We start from the raw sequence: 16477 nt of genomic DNA, 5'->3' as shown, positions 1-16477 counted from the left end.
GTGGCATCATTCAAGGTCACACGCCGAACCCTGCTGGGCACAATCGCAGGCGGCGTCGCAGCAGGATCAGGCTTGGCAGCGCATGCCGAGGACGCCTGGCCGTCGCGCATGGTGCGGCTGATCTCGCCCTACGGCCCCGGCGGCTCTAACGACATCTCGCTGCGCTTGCTGGCCGAGGAGTTCGGCCGCAGCCTGCGCCAGCAGTTCATCGTCGAGAACAAGCCGGGTGCCGGAACGCGCATCGCCAACGATATGGTCGCCCATGCGCCGGGCGACGGCTATACGATCCTGTACGTCGCGGCGCCTTATGCGACCGCCGAGGCGCTGTTCGGCAAGCTGACCTATGACCGCAAGGATCTGCAGCCGGTCGCGATGGCCGTGATCGCGCCGCTGTTCCTCATCATCAGTGCCGACGCGCCGTTCAAGACGCTGCCCGAGTTGATCGCCTACGGCAAATCAAAACCGGACGGGCTGACCTTCGCCTCTCCCGGCGCCGGCTCGCAGCCGCACCTTGCCGGAGAGCTCCTGTTCCGCGATGCCGGCGTCAAGGGGCTGAACATCCCGTTCCGGGGCGATGCGGCCTCCTACACCGAGCTGCTCGCCGGCCGTGTCGATGCGACGCTGACGGCGCTGCCGACCGCCCTGCCCTACATCCAGAGCGGCAAATTCACCGTGCTCGGTGTCGCCTCGGCCGAGCGCAGCGCGCTCTACCCGCAGGCACCGACGCTGCGCGAGCAGGGCTTTCCCAACGTGGCCGCTGCCGGCTGGTACGGCTTCATGGTGCCGTCCACGACGCCGCGCGCGGTCGTCGACAAGCTCCAGGCCGAAGTTCTGCGCGCGCTCGCTGAACCCGCGATCAAGGACAAGCTGACCGCCCAGGGTCTCGAAGTGCGCGCCGGCACCGCGGCCGAGTTCGGCCGGTTCATCGATAACGAGACACAGAAGTGGACCAAGCTGATCCGCGAAGCCGGGCTCAAGGGCGAATAACAAGCAGGAGGGACAGGAAACATGAAAAGCATTCTTCTCAAACGCATCGCAGCTTCCGCGCTGCTTCTGGCGCTCTCGAGCGCGGCAGCGCAGGCCCAGAAGAAGTACGATCCCGGCGCATCCGATACCGCGATCAAGGTCGGTCAGACCGTGCCGCTCAGTGGTCCGGCCTCGGCTTACGCCGTGATCGGCAAGACCCAGGCCGCCTATATGAGGATGATCAACGATCAGGGCGGCGTGAACGGCCGCAAGGTCGAGCTGATCCAGTATGACGACGCCTACTCGCCGCCGAAAACGGTGGAGCAGACCCGCCGTCTGGTCGAAAGCGACGAAGTGCTGCTGACGTTCCAGATCATCGGCACGGCACCGAACGTCGCCGTACAGAAATATCTCAACACCAAGAAAATCCCGCAGCTCTTCGCCGCAACCGGCGCGGCGCGCTTCACCGACCCGAAGAACTTCCCCTGGACCATGGGCTTCAACCCGTCCTACCTCGTCGAGGGCCGCATCTACGCGCAGTACCTGCTGAAGAATCACCCGAACGCGAAGATCGGCGTGCTCTACCAGAACGACGACCTCGGCAAGGACTATCTCGCCGGCCTCAAGGCCGGCCTCGGCGACAAGGCCGCGAAGATGGTCGTGGCCGAGACGTCCTACGAGATCACCGAGCCGACGATCGACTCGCAGATCCTGCGCCTGAGGGATGCGGGCGCCGACGTGCTGTTCAGCGCTACCACGCCGAAGCAGGCGGCACAGGGGATCAAGAAGGTCGCCGAGATCGGCTGGAAGCCGCTGCACATCATCGACATCAACGCCTCCTCGGTCAGCGCCGTGCTGAAGCCGGCAGGCCTCGACAACTCCAAGGGCATCGTGAGCGTCGGTTACGTCAAGGACGCCGCCGATCCCGAGTGGAAGGACGATGCCGGCATGAAACGATATCTCGCCTTCATGGCGAAGTACTACCCGGAGGGCGACAGAGACTCGAACCTGAACGTCTACGGCTACATCACCGCGCAGCTGCTGGTGCAGGTGCTGAAGCAGTGCGGCGACGATCTCACCCGCGACAACGTCATGCGACAGGCAGCCAACCTCAAGAACGTCGAGCTCGACCTGACGCTCCCCGGAATTTCGGTCACGACCACGCCGACCGACTATCGGGTCAACAAGCAGTTTCAGATGGTACAGTTCGACGGCCAGCGCTGGCAGAAGCTCGGCGACATCGTGACGGACGAGGTCAGGGAGTGAGACGGCGAAAGGCCGCCTGGCCGGCGCTCAACGCCCTTCGGCGCGACGGCCGCCGCGGCGGATCAAGTCGTCGCTATCGTCGACATGCTCCTGATATTCGGAGATCGCACGGTTTGCCATGCGGATCCGGTTCGTCTGCCCCTCCTCGACCATCATGGTGATGCGCTGCGCCAGGAAGACGCAGGCCTCGAACTCGTCGCGGATGGCGCCCGTGCGCGCGAGAAACTCCCAGGCGATCTCGTAGGCCTGCTCCGCGGCGGGATTACGGTAGTCGTTGAAGATGATGTGGGTCATCACCGAAAAAAGCCCGAGAGCCATGATCGTTCCTGTCGGTCAACGCGCCCAAGCCGAAGGCGCGAAAAAACCACCGGCCGCTTCGGCGCGCCGGTGGTTCGATATCAGCCGAGAGGCGTGCGAAGCTACGCGGCCTGGCGCTGATGCGTCAGGTACTCCATCGTGACCTTCTCGACATTGGAGTCGATCCAGGCGGCCATGCGTTGCTCCTCCTTCAACGAGGTCTCGAGCGGTTCCTTGGCCTCCGGCATGCCGGCGGCGCTGCAGAGCGCGAGGAGCGACTTGTAGGCGGCGATCTCGAAATTCTCGAACGCGTTGTTCGCGAAAGTGTTCTTGAGAATCTCGTCGCCGGCAGCCGAATGCGCCATGGCCATCATGTTGGCCATCACCGATTGCGCCGTATCCTTCAAGGTCGACGTGCTCTCACCGCAGGCTTCCAGGCATTTTTCCAGCCGGCGCAGTTGCTCGTTGGTCTCCTGAAGGTGAGCGCTGACCTTCGCCTTGACCTCCGGATAGTCGTCCAGCCGCTCCGACTGGCGCTCCATCAACTCTCGCGCCTGCACTTCCATCGCATGCGCGTTGCGTAATCCCACCACGAACGTATCGCGGGCTGCATTGGCCATTTCCTGTCCTCCGTTTTGACTGGCTTCGTTCGCGCAACAGGGAAGCACGAGCGATTGTTCCTAGGAGGGCCGCGCTGATTGCCGCAGGAGACCTGAGTATCTCAACGAGTGTTCCGGCCGAAGGACCCGGCGCTAACCTGCGATAGCAGGACGCAAAAGATACGAGGCGGCAGGAACGTGACGCCCGCCGGGCGGTTCGATTCACAGCACATGGCGATACCGGGAGTTGCGGCTTCGCCCCAGCGACAACGTGATCTGATGACGGACGGCACCTTAGCAGCGGGCAAGTTCTCTTCCTCGAGTCCCGGACAAGGACCGCCAGACAACTCCTCCGACGCGTACTTCATGCAGATCCGCGACGACCTCGCGGACAAGGGCTTCTTCACCGCCACCGCGGAGGAATTGATCACCTGGGCGCGAACCGGATCGCTGATGTGGATGACGTTCGGGCTCGCCTGCTGCGCGGTGGAGATGATACAGATGTCGATGCCGCGTTATGACGCCGAGCGTTTCGGCTTCGCGCCGCGGGCCTCGCCGCGGCAATCGGACGTGATGATCGTGGCAGGCACCTTGACCAACAAGATGGCTCCGGCCTTCCGCAAGATCTACGACCAGATGCCCGAGCCGCGCTACGTGATCTCGATGGGATCCTGCGCCAACGGCGGTGGCTACTATCATTACTCCTATTCCGTCGTGCGCGGCTGCGATCGCGTGGTGCCGGTCGACATCTACGTCCCCGGCTGCCCGCCGACCGCGGAAGCGCTGCTCTACGGGGTGCTGCTGCTCCAGCAGAAGATCCGGCGGATCGGAACGATCGAAAGATGAGGCTCCAGACTGGCCAGGCCGAAGCGGCATGACACAAATTCCTCTCTCCTTCGCAGCAGAAGCGGAACACCCCGAATCCGATATCGAGCGCAACGACAACACGCGGCAGATCGTCGCCGACGTCGCCTACCGACAACTCGCCATCGTCAACGTGACCTTCGTCGGCTTCGAGGGCGCTGGCGACGGCAATTGGGTGCTGGTGGATGCCGGCATTCCCGGCTCCGCTCAGGCCATCCGCTCCGCGGCCGGCGCGCGGTTCGGCGGACACGGCCGTCCGGCCTGCATCATCATGACGCATGCTCATTTCGATCACGTCGGTGCGCTCGAGACGCTGGCGAGCGCATGGGACGTGCCGGTCTATGCGCATCATGCCGAACATCCCTATCTCGAAGGCACCCGATCTTACCCGCCGGCCGATCCCAACGTCGGTGGCGGCCTGCTCGCCCGGCTATCCCCGCTGTTTCCGACAAGCCCGGTCAACGTCGCATCCCACCTCTATGACCTTCCGTCAGACCACAGCGTGCCCTTCATGCAGGACTGGCGATGGATACCAACCCCCGGCCACACGCCCGGTCACGTCTCGTTCTGGCGTGAGCGCGACCGCGTTCTGATCGCCGGCGATGCCTTCATCACCACGCGGCAAGAGTCCGTCTACGCGGCAATGACCCAAACGCCGGAGATGCATGGGCCCCCCATGTATTTCACGCCGGATTGGGCGAGCGCGAAAAGATCGGTGCGCGAACTTGCCGCGCTTGCTCCCGAGATCGTCGTGACCGGCCATGGTGCGGCGATGCAGGGACCAGAGATGCGCGTGGCGCTCGATGCTCTCGCCGAGCGGTTCGACGAGGTTGCCGTGCCTTTCCATCAACAAGCGTAGGAACGCTTGGCCTCATGCGCGATTGCACCGTCGTAAACCCTAACGAGAGAACCCCAAGGAGAAACGACATGCGTAAGACAATTCTCACGATCTTCACAGCCGCGATACTGGCCGGCGCTTCGGCCGGCGGAGCGTTCGCGCAAGGCGCGGGCGGTGGTGCCGGTGGCGGTGCTGGCGGCGGAGCAGGTGCAGGTGCAGGTGCAGGTGGTGCGGGCGGCGCAGGAGCGGGCGGCGCAGGAGCCGGCGGCGGCTCGGGTGACGGCGGCGGTTCCGGCGCAGGAGGTAGCGCTGGCGGTGGCGGCGGCATCACGCATGTGGAGCGTGGCGGACAAGGCGCCTCCAGTCCTCCGGGCATGCGCAACGAGACCACCCCACGATCGGACGGTACGACGCGGCGCTGAGGACAGCGGCGATCGCGTTCAGTTCGCGCTCGATCTTCTTCTGATGGTGCGCGCGAAAGCGGCCTCGGCGGATCCTCCCTCCGCCGGGGCCGCATTGGTATTCGCACGGCTGCCTGCGGTTCAGCCAGCCCGATACGTCTGCCTACTCCCTCATTCCGGGACCGCCTGGTGAGCGTCCCGGAATGACGGCGGTCTTCATCCCTTCATCCCCGCCACATACGCCGCCAGCTTGTCCATCGTCTGGTAGCCGTATTCGACGGCGCCGAAGCCGATCATGCCATCGCGCTGCTCGGTGCTCGAGGCCAGCTGGCGCAGCATCAGAACGGTCTTGCCGTTGCTCTGCTCGGCAAAGGTGACGGTGAAGCGGAACATGCCGGGATCATCGTCCTGGTCGGTGCCGTGATCCATCTCCATCAGAGAAGGCCGCTCGATGCGGCGGAACCGCATGCGGTTCGGGTAGACCGTGCCGTCGGGCCCGATCATGTTGAAGCGCCAGACGCCGCCGACCCGCACGTCGATCTCGAAGGTCTCGATCTTGAATCCCTTCGGCCCGAACCATTGCGGCAGATGCTTCGGGTCGGACCATGCCTCGAAAACCAGTTCGCGCGGCGCGTCGATCACGCGCGACATCACGATCTCGCGGTCGAGAGACCATTGCGACAGAGCGGGATTGACAGAACTCGTCATCGTCAGGAACCTTTCCGTTTGGTTGTTCGGGACGGCCGCCTGGCGCCCGCCCTCTCCTTCTTGAGCTTCATCACATAGGCCTCGAACCGGTCGAGCCGCGCCTCCCACACCGCGCGCTGCTGCTGGAGCCAATCCTCCGCGCCGAGAAGCGCATCCGGGCTGAGACGGCAGGTGCGCACGCGGCCGGTCTTCTCCGACAGAACGAGCCCGCTCGTCTCCAGCACGTGGATGTGTTTCATGAAGCTCGGGAGCGCCATGTCGAAGGGATCGGCGAGCTCGCCGACCGACGCCTCGCCCGCGCAGAGCCGCATCACGATCGCGCGCCGCGTGGGATCGGCGAGCGCTGCGAAAACATGGTCGAGACGGGACGATTGGTTAGCCATGAAGCTAACTATAGCGCCGCTGCCATACGGCGTCAATGATTGTTAGCTCGGAAGCTAAGTAATCTTGGAGGCGCAGTCGCCGCCTCAGACCGAGCGCGTCAATCCGCCATCGACGCGGATGTTCTGGCCGGTGATGTAGGCCGCCCCGTCGGAAGCCAGGAACGAAATCGTCGCCGCGATCTCTTCGACCTTGCCGTAGCGCTTCATCGGCACGCTGTCGCGACGCGCGTCCAGCTGCGGCAGGCTGTCGATCCAGCCCGGCAGGACGTTGTTCATGCGAACGTTGTCCGCGGCATACGTGTCGGTGAAGATCTTGGTGAAGGCGGCAAGACCCGCGCGGAACACCGCCGAGGTCGGGAACATCGCGCTCGGCTCGAACGCCCAGGCCGTCGAGATGTTGATGATGGCGCCACCCTTCTGCGCCTGCATCAGCGGCGTCACCAGCCGCGTCGGACGGATCACGTTCAGCAGATAGGTGTCGAGGCCGGTATGCCACTGCTCGTCGGTGATCTCGGTGATGGGCGCACGCGGCCCGTGCCCGGCACTGTTGACGAGCACGTCGACCCGTCCCCACTTCGCCATCGCGACATCAACGAGCCGCTTCAGATCGTCGTTCGACTGGTTCGAGCCGGTGACGCCGCAGCCGCCGAGCTCGGCTGCCAGGGCCTCGCCCTTGCCCGAGGACGATAGAATCGCGACGCGAAACCCATCCGCTGCCAGCCGCCGCGCGGCCCCAGCCCCCATGCCGCTGCCGCCGGCGGTAACGAGCGCAACCTTCTCTGCTGCCATGACCGATCATCCCTGTATTGAGGCGAGCCGCAGGCTCGGCCTATCATCAGGCCTTCTACAGCCAGACCTGTCGGCAGGTCCATGGTCGACGGCCTCCGTCAGGAGCGACTCGAGATGAGTGATTTGCATATCCGCAGTTTGCGCCGCGACGAGATCGCCCTCGCCGTCGATTGGGCCGCGGCCGAGGGCTGGAATCCGGGCCTGACGGACGCCGCCTGCTTCGCGATACCCGACGCGCAGGGCTTCTTCGTCGGCGAGATCGACGGCGAGCCGGTCGCGACCGTATCCTGCGTCAACTACGACGACCGCTTCGCCTTCCTCGGCTTCTACATCGTGCGCGAGCGCTTTCGCGGTGCGGGCCACGGCCTGCGCATATGGAACGCGGCGATCGCCCATGCGGGCGCGCGCGCGATCGGGCTCGACGGCGTCGTGGCGCAGCAGGACAATTACAAGAAGTCCGGCTTCAAGCTCGCTTACGCCAATATCCGCTACGGCGGCGTCGTGACCGTGCCAGCGAAGCCTATTGACGACGTCATCGGCCTCGACAAGATCCCGTTTGCAGCCGTCGAAGCCGATGACGCCACCGTCTTCCCGGCCCGGCGCAGCGCCTTCCTGCGCGCATGGATCAATACGTCAGGTCATGCCGGCCGCGCGCTCGTCCGCGACGGCAGGCTCGCCGCATGGGGCGTGATCCGTCCGTGCCGCACGGGACACAAGATCGGCCCACTCGTCGCCGACGATCGCGGAACGGCGGATGCGGTCTTGCGGGCCCTGTTCGAAAGCGTGGGCGGCGGCGAAATCTTCCTCGATGTCCCCGCCATCAATCGCGAGGCACTTGCGCTCGCGGTCTCTTTCGGCCTCAAGCCGGTGTTCGAAACGGCGCGGATGTACACGGGGCCGATCCCGGAGCTGCGGCTCGATCGCGTCTTCGGCGTCACCAGCTTCGAGCTGGGCTAGAGCATGCTCCGGAAAGGCGTGAAACGGTTTTCCGAGCAGATCATGCTCGACCAGCCGATTACGCGCTCAGTAGCAGCGCATGATGTTGACAGTGTGCTCGCTGCCGCCGCGGCCGGGCACCGTTACCTGCTCCGTCGGGCAACTCGGCACATAGGGCCGGTTGGACGGCACGACGTTCGGCGGATAGCGATGCGTCCAGTCCCAGGGGACATCATAGGTGTAGGTGTAACGCACGTCGCTCGGGAGCTGCTGGCCGGCATCGACGAAGGGCTGGCTGTAGCCGGCGCCATCGTAGAAGAATCCGCCGCCGCCCGGCCAATAGACCCACGGAGCGCCACGGCGGTGGAACCGGGCGCCTGGACCGATCGGCGGACGTGCGGTTGCCGGCGGTGCGCCGACAGAAACGACGCCGGGCGCTGTGGCGCCGGCGGGTCTGGCAGAGCTGTCACTGGCAGCGAGGAGAAGCGCGGCTGCGCTGAGCGAGGCAAACAACGCCCCGGATGATCTGGACATCATGATACGCACCAACTCGTTTGGCTTCGCGAATAACGGCTCCCCACCGCACGCTAGGCCGGGCTGTCGCCCGCCGGCAAACGTATTATTAATTGTTGGTTAAGGCACGGGATTAGCCGGAAAAAAGGGTGTGGCAGAACGCCCGGACTTCCCTCGTTCGATCATTTTGTTCCGGGGCAACGGCTCATATCCAGTTGATCGGATTTGATCGTGCTTCGTAAATGGGTTCCGGAACGCTCCCGCGCTGCGACCGTTGGCTCCCGACAAAAGAAAGGAGCATCTCCAATGCAGAACAAGTCGAAACTCCTTTGCCTGATTGCCGCATCGCTTGTGGCCGGCACCGCGGCCGCCTCGGCGCAGGGCTACGGCTGGAACGGACCGTCCGTTGGCTGGGACCGCACGGCGCCCGCCTATGAACCGGTTCAGCCGCGCGCATACTATCCTGACGCTCCCGGGCCGTATGGCGCACTCAACGGCAGCAACCATCCAACTCCGAGTTCAACGCAGGGTGATGTCGGCCCTGGCGGAAACAACAACGGCACGCTGACGGGCAGATATCGCTGGTAAGGATGCTTGACGTGAGGCCCACCGTCCGTAACGGGCGGTGGGCTTTCGTTCGTCGGCTGCCCTGCTGCTTACGCAGCCGCTCGAGCATGTCCTGCGGGTTTCCGCTGCGCTCCGCCCCCCGCTGCGCGCAATGAACGACATCCGTTCTCGTCCTGGACCTGGTGTAGCCGTCGGGCAAAACACCCGAGACATCGGTCAAGAGGCGCCGACGAAAATATTCCACTTTACCGAATTTCGGAAACGGCGTACTTATCGCCGCAACCCGGCCCGAGGAAGAGGGGCGTATCGCGATCGTCACGACACGCGGGCCGGGTGGCGGTGGACGCAGGTGACACCGGCGCGAAGGCATCGCAGGGCGGGCAACCGTGAGCGAAGGCGTCGCGCACACGACCGGTGTCATCGGCGTACGGCAAAATCGTGTGGTCCTGGCGCCCGGGGTCTGTGCGCCAAGTCTTGCGGTGATGTGTGCTTTCCAACCGGATACGCACATCAACCCTCCGCAAGGCGACGGGGGCAATAGTGCATCGCTCCCCGAGGAGAGCACGACATAAGCCGTTCCAACCACTGCGCAGGGAAGGCCGGGATGTCTCCGGTTGCCCTGTTACCCGCTGTGCATCGAAGCGCACGCAGTTTGCGTCCGGCATGGCGGTCGATGGGAGCCAACCGGCTCCCGGCCTTCCCTGCGCCCTTTTCACCGAGGGTGAGGCATCGACGCAAAGCTCGGGCGAGATGAGCCGCGAGGATGCGCCCGTGTGTCTTCAATGAAGATGTGAAACGAACAACGCCGCACCCCACGCTCGGTATGCACACCGCCCTCTTTGCAGACCTTCCGTGGTCGTAACAAAACAAGACGTGTGATGTCCGAGGTCATGCCCAACGGTCGTGCCGAAAACCGATGTTCGGCACTTCGAAGTGCGAACCCCGCCGAGGTGACCTACCTTGCTGAACTTCCAGCGCGTCCGCAGCCAGCGCTATTTCGATGCCGCCGGCCTCCCCGGCCGCACGCTGGGGCCCGAGCCCGACGGTGGCAAACAAAAAGCGGCGGAGAAATAACCCCGCCGCCTCACCGCGTCCTCATCAGGGGCGCGTCAATCTTACATGCCGATGTCGAAGACGTTCGGCAACTGGCCCGCCAGAGGCAGGGCGGTGGCACCCACGAAAGTCGCCACCATCGCCATCAGGCGCCGATTGTTCTGGCGCTTGCCGCGCATCTGGCCGGCAATCCACTCCAGCATCTCGCTGTTGACCTTGGAGGCATAGGACGGCGCCCAGCTCTCGATCTCGGTGTCGGCCGAAAGCGCCACGCTACGCGGCGGCACCTTCAGGCCCGAGGCGCTGGCGGCATAATGGGCCACCGCCTTGGCGAGCAGGTCGTCGAACCGGCCGCCGTCGGTGCGCTCGGTCGCAGCCTCGTTGATCTCGAACAGGGCCTCGGCCTCGGCGCGGCTGACCGGCTGCTCGTTGACCGCAGTGGCCGTGAGAATGCGCATGCACCAGGCGGTGTCATCGGCATCGAGCGAGCGGGAGAAGTGGACTCTTCCCTTGGTAGTCGGGCCTTCGCCCGTGATCACGCCGTCGCGCACGATGGAGAGTGCGTGAGCCGCAGTATCGCGGCAGGAAGGTTCGAGAGACGGCGACTCAACAGACTTGGGAGCGGCGGCAGACATAGTTCACTTCCAGATTTCTTCTGACCGGCCAGCATTTTCATGCCGGCGTAAAGAGGTGGTTAACGATTCGATACGGGGATCGCGACTTTTCGAGATGGTTGCCAATTGGTCGCTGTAAGCACCAACCTGGTTCTAGGCGCTTCGGGCGAGCGTGATGGAGGTCATAAAGGGCATTATCGGGGCAAGCGAGCCCGTGCGGCCCCGGTGGAGATGTTTCGTCGCAGGCGCCGCTGTAACAAAAAAGTGCTAGGAGATCGGCTCTTCCGAGAAGGAATTCGTATTTTACTTGAAGCGGTTCAGTCGCCGTTCACATGACCTCTCTGAACCACTATACTGGCGGCGACGGGTCAGAGACGAATTCATAAGCAAATTCAATGCGATGAGGTAGAACCATGACACTTCCGATCGGCGCCACCGCCCCCGACTTCGAAGCCGACACCACCGAAGGGAAGATCAAGTTCCACGACTGGATCGGCAACAGCTGGGCGCTGCTGTTCTCGCATCCCAAGGACTTCACGCCGGTTTGCACGACCGAGCTCGGTGCGCTCGCAAGGTTGAAGCCGGAATTCGACAAGCGCGGCGTCAAGCTGATGGGACTTTCGGTCGATCCGGTCGACAACCATGCCAAATGGTCTGAAGACATCAAGGAGACCCAAGGCGCCGCGCCGAACTACCCGATGATCGGCGATACCGATTACAACGTCTCAAAGCTCTACGGCATGCTGCCGGCCGCGATCTCGGGCGATCCCCTCACCCGCACCGCCGCCGACAACCAGACCGTCCGCAACGTCTTCATCATCGGGCCCGACAAGAAGATCAAGCTGGTGCTGGTGTATCCGATGACCACCGGGCGAAACTTCCAGGAGATCCTGCGCGTCATCGACTCGCTCCAGCTCACCGCCAAGCATCGCGTCGCGACGCCGGCCGACTGGACCCAGGGCGACGACGTCATCATCGCCGGCTCGGTCTCCAATGACGAGGCGAAGACGATCTATCCACAGGGCTGGAAGGAGCCGAAGCCCTACATCCGCATCGTGCCGCAGCCGAAGTAACTTCGGTAATTGGGCGAGCGTCATCCCCTAGCTCATATTCCTCGGGATGATCTGCTGAAACTCTGCGCGTGTGTCTCGTATATTGAGGATCAGCTCAGCGAGATACACGCCCGATCATGCCAAGCCCGCCGCCTGTCATCGTCTGGTTTCGCGATGACCTTCGCCTGTCCGACCACCCCGCCCTGCACGCTGCTTCGAAGACTGCAGCGCCGGTGGTCTGCCTTTACGTCCTCGACGATGCGGTCGCGCGGGCGCCGGGCGCCGCGGCGCGCTGGTGGCTGGCGCAGTCGCTGCGGGCGCTCGGGGCCGACATCGCCGAGCGCGGCGGATCGCTGGTCCTGCGCAGGGGGCCGGCCGCCCGGGTCATCCCCGAGGTGGCGCGCGAGAGCGGCGCCCGCGCCGTCTACTGGAATGGGATCGCCCAGGCGTCGCATAGGTCGGTCGAGCGAGCGCTCGAATCGGCGCTGACAAAGCTCGGCACAGACTCGCAAATCCTTCCCGGCGATCTGCTCGTCCCACCCTCGGCAATCCGCAACAAGGAGGGCCGGGGCCTGCGCGTGTTCACGCCATTCTGGCGGCGCGTGCTGTCGCTCGGCGATCCCCCAAAGCCGTTGCCCGCGCCGAAGGCGCTGCGCCCAGCACCGAGGATCGCCAGCGATCGGCTGGAGAGCTGGAAGCTCGAGCCGAGCAAGCCCGATTGGGCGGGTGGCCTACGGCAGGCATGGATTCCCGGCGAAGCCTCCGCACGAGGGCGCCTGCGCGACTTCCTCAGGCACACAGCGCGGACCTATGTCGACGACCGCGACCGTCCGGACCGAGACGGTACCTCACGGCTGTCGCCGCACTTGAGGTTCGGCGAGCTCAGCCCGCGCCAGGTCTGGCACGCCGCACGGTTCGCCGCGGCCGAGGATCCCGCACGCGGGCCCGGCGTCGAAAAATTCCTGAGCGAGCTCGGCTGGCGCGAATTCTGCCGCCACCTTCTCCACGATCACCCCAACCTCGCCAGCGAAAACCTGCAGACCAACTTCGATGGCTTCCCGTGGACGCGCGATAGCAAGGCGTTCGCCGCCTGGCAGCGCGGGCGCACTGGCTATCCCATCGTCGATGCCGGCCTGCGCGAGCTCTGGCACAGCGGGGTGATGCACAACCGCGTCCGGATGGTGGTGGCCTCCTTCCTGGTCAAGCACCTCCTCGTCGACTGGCGCGAGGGGGAAGCCTGGTTCTGGGACACGCTGGTCGATGCGGACGCCGCGAGCAATCCCGCCAACTGGCAGTGGGTCGCCGGCTGCGGCGCCGACGCCGCGCCCTATTTCCGCGTGTTCAATCCGCAACTCCAGGGCGAGAAGTTCGATCCGGATGGAACCTACGTTCGACGCTGGGTGCCGGAGCTGAAGAACCTGCCGGCGAAGCTGATCCACCAGCCGTGGAAGGCGACGCCGATCGAGCTTGCGAGCGCGGGCATCACGATCGGCAAGACCTATCCGCCGCCGGTCGTCGATCATGCCAGGGGGCGCGAGCGCGCGCTCGCGGCCTACGCGAAGATCCGCAAAGGTTGAGCGTTGCTTTGACACAATTTCGAAACCGGCTATCGTCATCGCTCCGTTCAAACAATGGGGGACGACATGGACGACGAGAAGCCGATCACCGAGCAGGCGATGGACACGATCACCAATGCGGTGGAAGCGACCAAGGACGCCGCGGTCACCGCCGTCAAGCAGGTGAAGAAAGCAGCCAAGAAGGTCGCGAAGAAAGTCGCGCCGAAGAAAGCTGCCAAAAAGAAAACCGGGAAGGCTGTGAAGAAGTCCCCGAAGAAAGCGGCAAAGAAGTCGTCCAAGAAAAAAGCGAAAAAGGCCACGAAGAAGGCCGCCAAGAAAGCCACCAAGTCGAAGAAGGCCAAAAAGGCCAAGCGCTGAACGCAATGCTGAGAGACGTCTCCGGCTGCGGACGCACCCGGAGACGTCGGCAGCCGACCCTCGATTGGCCGCACGCCGGCCGGGGTGGTGCTTGCCGTCGGGATCGCGGAATTCACTGCGATGGACGCGCCGGTCCTCGGCGTTGAGGCGCCGCCGCTCTGTGCTGAAAAGAAACGGGTTGAAAGCTCCAGCCTCGCACGAAACGGTCAACACACGTCAGGGCTGTGTACGCTGCCAAGAGCGTTGATTGACCACGAAGACCGCCGCGGCACAGAGCGCCATGCCGGCAATGGCAACTGCGTCCAGCTTTTCCCCGAACAGAAGATAGGCCATCAGCGCCGTCACGGCCGGCACCAGATAGAACAGGCTCGCGACCGAGGTCGCTGCGGCGTGGCGGATCAGCCAATACAACAGCCCGATCGATCCGATCGAGAGGGCTACGGCAAGCCAGGCGAGCGCGAGCACGAACTCCCTCGTCCAGTGCACCACGCGGTCCTCGAACAGGAAGGCGCCGATCGCGAAGAAGACGGTGACGGCGAGATATTGCACGAGATTGCCGGCACGCCAGTCGATATGATTGCAGTAGCGGCGCTGATAGAGTGTGCCGAGCGTGATGCTGATCAGCGAGACCACCGACGCCAGCCAACCGAGCCCCGCTTCGCCGGTCATGGGACGATTGTGCAGGATCAGCACCACGCCGCCGAGGCCGAGGACGAGGCCGGCCCATTGCACCGGCGTCACCCGTTCGCCAAGCCAGCGATTGGCAATGGTCGAGGTCAGGATCGGCTGAAGGCCCGGAATCAACGCGGAAAGGCCGGCAGGAATCGAATGCGCGATCGCGATCGCGGTGCCGCCGAGATAGAAGCCGTGGACGAGGATGCCGGCGACCGCACTATGCGCGATGCCCGCACGATCCGGCCATTTGGGCCGCGCGATGCCCGCGATGATCGCCATCAGCCCGACCACGATCGCCATGCGGATGGCGAGATAGGTCAAGGGATCGGCGTTGTCGACGACGTATTTGGTGCCGATAAAGCCAGTGCTCCAGAGCAGGACGAACAGGACCGGCGCGGCACGGGGAGTCAGGGCTTCTTGATTATGATTCATTGCCCCCCTCTTGCCTGATGAGGAGCTTATGCGGCAATGCGAATTTCCGGACGGGCGATGCTGCGTTGCGACGGATGGCAGCTCAGCCGCTTACCATTCTTCCGGACAGGGATCGACGATCTTCCAGAGCTCGACCCCGTTCTTGATCTTCTTCATGTCGGTCGTGAGCCCGCCATTGCGGCGAATCCAGTCCTTCACCTTGTCCGGATAGTAGGACATGAGATCGGAGGTGCCTTCGGCGCTGGTGACCTTGATGCCGAAGGTGAACGCCTTGTCGTAATAGGCTTGGTGGAAACCGAGGCTGGCGCGCGGCGTCACGCAGATCTTGTTCATCGGCACGATGCCGAGCACGAGCGTGCAGGCTGAGTTGCAGATGCCGTCGATGATGACGCGCTCGCCCTTCTCGCGGACGCGCTTGTACTTGGCCTTGTATTCCTCGACATAGCCGCCATGGTCGCGGGTGATGTGCAACTCGGCGCGCGCCGGCGTGGCGGCGGCGACGGAGAGCAACAGCAGACTCAGAAGCGTGATGCGCATGGTGAGATGACGGCGATGGCCTTCAGGAATGCACCGACCTCGAAGGACCCGCAAGTGATCCCGGGGGACGGCGGCAGGATTCTTAACCCAATACTCTTTGGTCATACTTGTGTGGGGAATTCGTTAAGCATCCCGAAAAGGCCAAAAATGGGCAGCTTTCCACCGCCTGTCCGGCAATTCTGTCACACCGCCCGGAAATCCACGGAATTGGCCTTGATTTCTGGCCTCCAGGCCGATGCCGGGCCGGCCGAAATTGTTATAAGTGGCTGACCTATTCGAGCGGGTTCCGGAGAATCGAGATGAGCAAGTTGACGCTTGTAGCCGCGGTTGCGGCCCTGACGGCTGCAATTCTAGCCCCTGGCCTCGCGGAGGCGAACGGACATCGCCGGTACCATCGCGCCTACGCCAACCCGCTGCCCTACCCGATCAGCTATCTGCACAATTACGGACCCGGCATCACCCCCGGCACCTTCGCCTACTACGACGGCCCCTCGACCAACCACTGCTACCGCAGCGCGGCCGCTTATATCGGCCAGGACGGCCGGCGGCACCCCTGCTACTGAGGCGCCGCGGCCCCTGCGGGTGCCCTATTTCGCGGCACCCGACTGCAGCAATTGCTTCTCGATCTCATAGACCGGGAGCTTCACGAGGTCCTTGCCAACCTCCCCCTGAAGCGCCTTGCGCACCACATCCGAATAGTCGGCGCGGATCATGCCGAGCGCGCGCGGTGAGGCCACCATAGTCAGGGCCTTGGTCTCGCCGGAGCTGACGGCATCATCGAGCCGGCCGGCCAATCCCCGCAGGAAGGCGCGCTCGGCCTCATCGTGCCAATCGGTCTGCTCGACCGAGCTGCGCGCTCCGCCGGCCGCCGGCTGCATTCGTCCCGGGGCATCGCTGCCTTGCGCGCTGGTCGAGGGATTGGACTGCTCGTGCACCTCACGGGTGTGGAGGTTCGGAAACATTTCGTCGCCGAGGTTCTCCAGAATGAGCGCCTTGCGCCCGTCGCACACGACCAGCCAGTCACCCTTGTCGATTCTCATCTTGTCCATTGCA

At 64.2% G+C, this 16477-nt stretch carries 21 protein-coding genes; 11 read left to right on the top strand and 10 right to left on the bottom strand.

Annotation, left to right across the window (positions count from 1 at the left end; all coding sequences use genetic code 11):
• Positions 1-987 carry a Bug family tripartite tricarboxylate transporter substrate binding protein gene (locus ACYCVF_RS34750; protein ID WP_459604187.1) on the top strand — a complete coding sequence of 329 codons (987 nt, stop codon included), beginning with the start codon at positions 1-3 and terminating at the stop codon, positions 985-987.
• 21 nt (positions 988-1008) lie between these two features.
• On the top strand, positions 1009-2232 hold the full coding sequence (locus tag ACYCVF_RS34745) for an ABC transporter substrate-binding protein (protein WP_459604186.1): 1224 nt from the start codon (positions 1009-1011) through the stop codon (positions 2230-2232).
• A gap of 27 nt (positions 2233-2259) precedes the next feature.
• Here the strand turns inward: ACYCVF_RS34745 and ACYCVF_RS34740 are convergent, their stop codons facing one another.
• Both ACYCVF_RS34740 and ACYCVF_RS34735 read right to left on the bottom strand, forming a co-directional pair.
• Positions 2260-2526, bottom strand: coding sequence for a hypothetical protein (locus tag ACYCVF_RS34740; RefSeq protein WP_459604217.1), 267 nt, complete (start codon positions 2524-2526; stop codon positions 2260-2262).
• A 125-nt stretch (positions 2527-2651) separates the two neighbouring features.
• Positions 2652-3149 carry a ferritin-like domain-containing protein gene (locus ACYCVF_RS34735; RefSeq protein WP_459604185.1) on the bottom strand — a complete coding sequence of 166 codons (498 nt, stop codon included), beginning with the start codon at positions 3147-3149 and terminating at the stop codon, positions 2652-2654.
• A gap of 258 nt (positions 3150-3407) precedes the next feature.
• Here ACYCVF_RS34735 and ACYCVF_RS34730 point away from each other — a divergent pair, with 258 nt between their 5' ends.
• From ACYCVF_RS34730 to ACYCVF_RS34720, 3 genes are all read left to right on the top strand, one after another.
• Entirely contained in the window at positions 3408-3974 is a 567-nt protein-coding gene (locus ACYCVF_RS34730) for a NuoB/complex I 20 kDa subunit family protein (protein WP_459607325.1), read from the top strand.
• Between the two features lie 28 nt (positions 3975-4002).
• Positions 4003-4851, top strand: a complete 849-nt coding sequence (locus ACYCVF_RS34725) for an MBL fold metallo-hydrolase (RefSeq protein ID WP_459604183.1) — start codon at positions 4003-4005, stop codon at positions 4849-4851.
• Positions 4852-4919: 68 nt separating this feature from the next.
• Positions 4920-5252: a hypothetical protein gene (locus tag ACYCVF_RS34720; RefSeq protein ID WP_459604182.1), complete on the top strand. Its 333-nt coding sequence runs from the start codon at positions 4920-4922 to the stop codon at positions 5250-5252.
• Positions 5253-5447: 195 nt separating this feature from the next.
• Here ACYCVF_RS34720 and ACYCVF_RS34715 read toward each other — a convergent pair whose 3' ends face one another.
• From ACYCVF_RS34715 to ACYCVF_RS34705, 3 genes are all read right to left on the bottom strand, one after another.
• Positions 5448-5939 (bottom strand): SRPBCC family protein, encoded by a 492-nt coding sequence (locus ACYCVF_RS34715; RefSeq protein WP_459604181.1) that lies wholly within the window; start codon positions 5937-5939, stop codon positions 5448-5450.
• 2 nt (positions 5940-5941) lie between these two features.
• Positions 5942-6322, bottom strand: coding sequence for an ArsR/SmtB family transcription factor (locus tag ACYCVF_RS34710; RefSeq protein WP_459604180.1), 381 nt, complete (start codon positions 6320-6322; stop codon positions 5942-5944).
• Between the two features lie 84 nt (positions 6323-6406).
• Entirely contained in the window at positions 6407-7111 is a 705-nt protein-coding gene (locus ACYCVF_RS34705; RefSeq protein ID WP_459604179.1) for an SDR family oxidoreductase, read from the bottom strand.
• Positions 7112-7225: 114 nt separating this feature from the next.
• Between ACYCVF_RS34705 and ACYCVF_RS34700 the strand changes: the two genes are divergently transcribed.
• Positions 7226-8068 carry a GNAT family N-acetyltransferase gene (locus ACYCVF_RS34700; RefSeq protein WP_459604178.1) on the top strand — a complete coding sequence of 281 codons (843 nt, stop codon included), beginning with the start codon at positions 7226-7228 and terminating at the stop codon, positions 8066-8068.
• 66 nt (positions 8069-8134) lie between these two features.
• Here the strand turns inward: ACYCVF_RS34700 and ACYCVF_RS34695 are convergent, their stop codons facing one another.
• A complete protein-coding gene (locus tag ACYCVF_RS34695) occupies positions 8135-8584 on the bottom strand; it encodes a hypothetical protein (RefSeq protein WP_459604177.1) in 450 nt (149 codons plus the stop codon).
• A gap of 282 nt (positions 8585-8866) precedes the next feature.
• Here ACYCVF_RS34695 and ACYCVF_RS34690 point away from each other — a divergent pair, with 282 nt between their 5' ends.
• Complete coding sequence (locus ACYCVF_RS34690; protein ID WP_459604176.1) at positions 8867-9148, top strand: hypothetical protein; 282 nt, start codon at positions 8867-8869, stop codon at positions 9146-9148.
• Positions 9149-10242: 1094 nt separating this feature from the next.
• Here ACYCVF_RS34690 and ACYCVF_RS34685 read toward each other — a convergent pair.
• Positions 10243-10815, bottom strand: coding sequence for a hypothetical protein (locus ACYCVF_RS34685; protein ID WP_459604175.1), 573 nt, complete (start codon positions 10813-10815; stop codon positions 10243-10245).
• A gap of 392 nt (positions 10816-11207) precedes the next feature.
• On the opposite strand from ACYCVF_RS34685, the gene ACYCVF_RS34680 reads away from it, so the two are divergent.
• The 3 genes from ACYCVF_RS34680 to ACYCVF_RS34670 all read left to right on the top strand — a co-directional run bounded on the left by ACYCVF_RS34680 (position 11208) and on the right by ACYCVF_RS34670 (position 13780).
• A complete protein-coding gene (locus ACYCVF_RS34680; protein ID WP_459604174.1) occupies positions 11208-11867 on the top strand; it encodes a peroxiredoxin in 660 nt (219 codons plus the stop codon).
• A gap of 116 nt (positions 11868-11983) precedes the next feature.
• Positions 11984-13423: a cryptochrome/photolyase family protein gene (locus ACYCVF_RS34675; RefSeq protein WP_459604173.1), complete on the top strand. Its 1440-nt coding sequence runs from the start codon at positions 11984-11986 to the stop codon at positions 13421-13423.
• Positions 13424-13489: 66 nt separating this feature from the next.
• The gene (locus ACYCVF_RS34670; protein WP_459604172.1) at positions 13490-13780 is read left to right on the top strand and encodes a histone; all 291 of its coding nucleotides are present in this window, start codon (positions 13490-13492) and stop codon (positions 13778-13780) included.
• A gap of 216 nt (positions 13781-13996) precedes the next feature.
• Here ACYCVF_RS34670 and ACYCVF_RS34665 read toward each other — a convergent pair whose 3' ends face one another.
• Both ACYCVF_RS34665 and ACYCVF_RS34660 read right to left on the bottom strand, forming a co-directional pair.
• On the bottom strand, positions 13997-14887 hold the full coding sequence (locus tag ACYCVF_RS34665) for a DMT family transporter (protein ID WP_459604171.1): 891 nt from the start codon (positions 14885-14887) through the stop codon (positions 13997-13999).
• A 90-nt stretch (positions 14888-14977) separates the two neighbouring features.
• The gene (locus ACYCVF_RS34660; RefSeq protein WP_061027138.1) at positions 14978-15424 is read right to left on the bottom strand and encodes a hypothetical protein; all 447 of its coding nucleotides are present in this window, start codon (positions 15422-15424) and stop codon (positions 14978-14980) included.
• 299 nt (positions 15425-15723) lie between these two features.
• On the opposite strand from ACYCVF_RS34660, the gene ACYCVF_RS34655 reads away from it, so the two are divergent.
• Positions 15724-15987 (top strand): hypothetical protein, encoded by a 264-nt coding sequence (locus tag ACYCVF_RS34655; protein ID WP_459604170.1) that lies wholly within the window; start codon positions 15724-15726, stop codon positions 15985-15987.
• A gap of 24 nt (positions 15988-16011) precedes the next feature.
• Here the strand turns inward: ACYCVF_RS34655 and ACYCVF_RS34650 are convergent, their stop codons facing one another.
• Positions 16012-16473 (bottom strand): host attachment protein, encoded by a 462-nt coding sequence (locus ACYCVF_RS34650; RefSeq protein WP_459604169.1) that lies wholly within the window; start codon positions 16471-16473, stop codon positions 16012-16014.
• Between the last annotated feature and the right edge of the window lie 4 nt (positions 16474-16477).

It is taken from the genome of Bradyrhizobium cedriense, assembly GCF_054602315.1.
The sequence above is the reverse complement of the archived record's forward strand: the minus strand, read 5'-3'. Positions and strand labels throughout refer to the sequence as shown.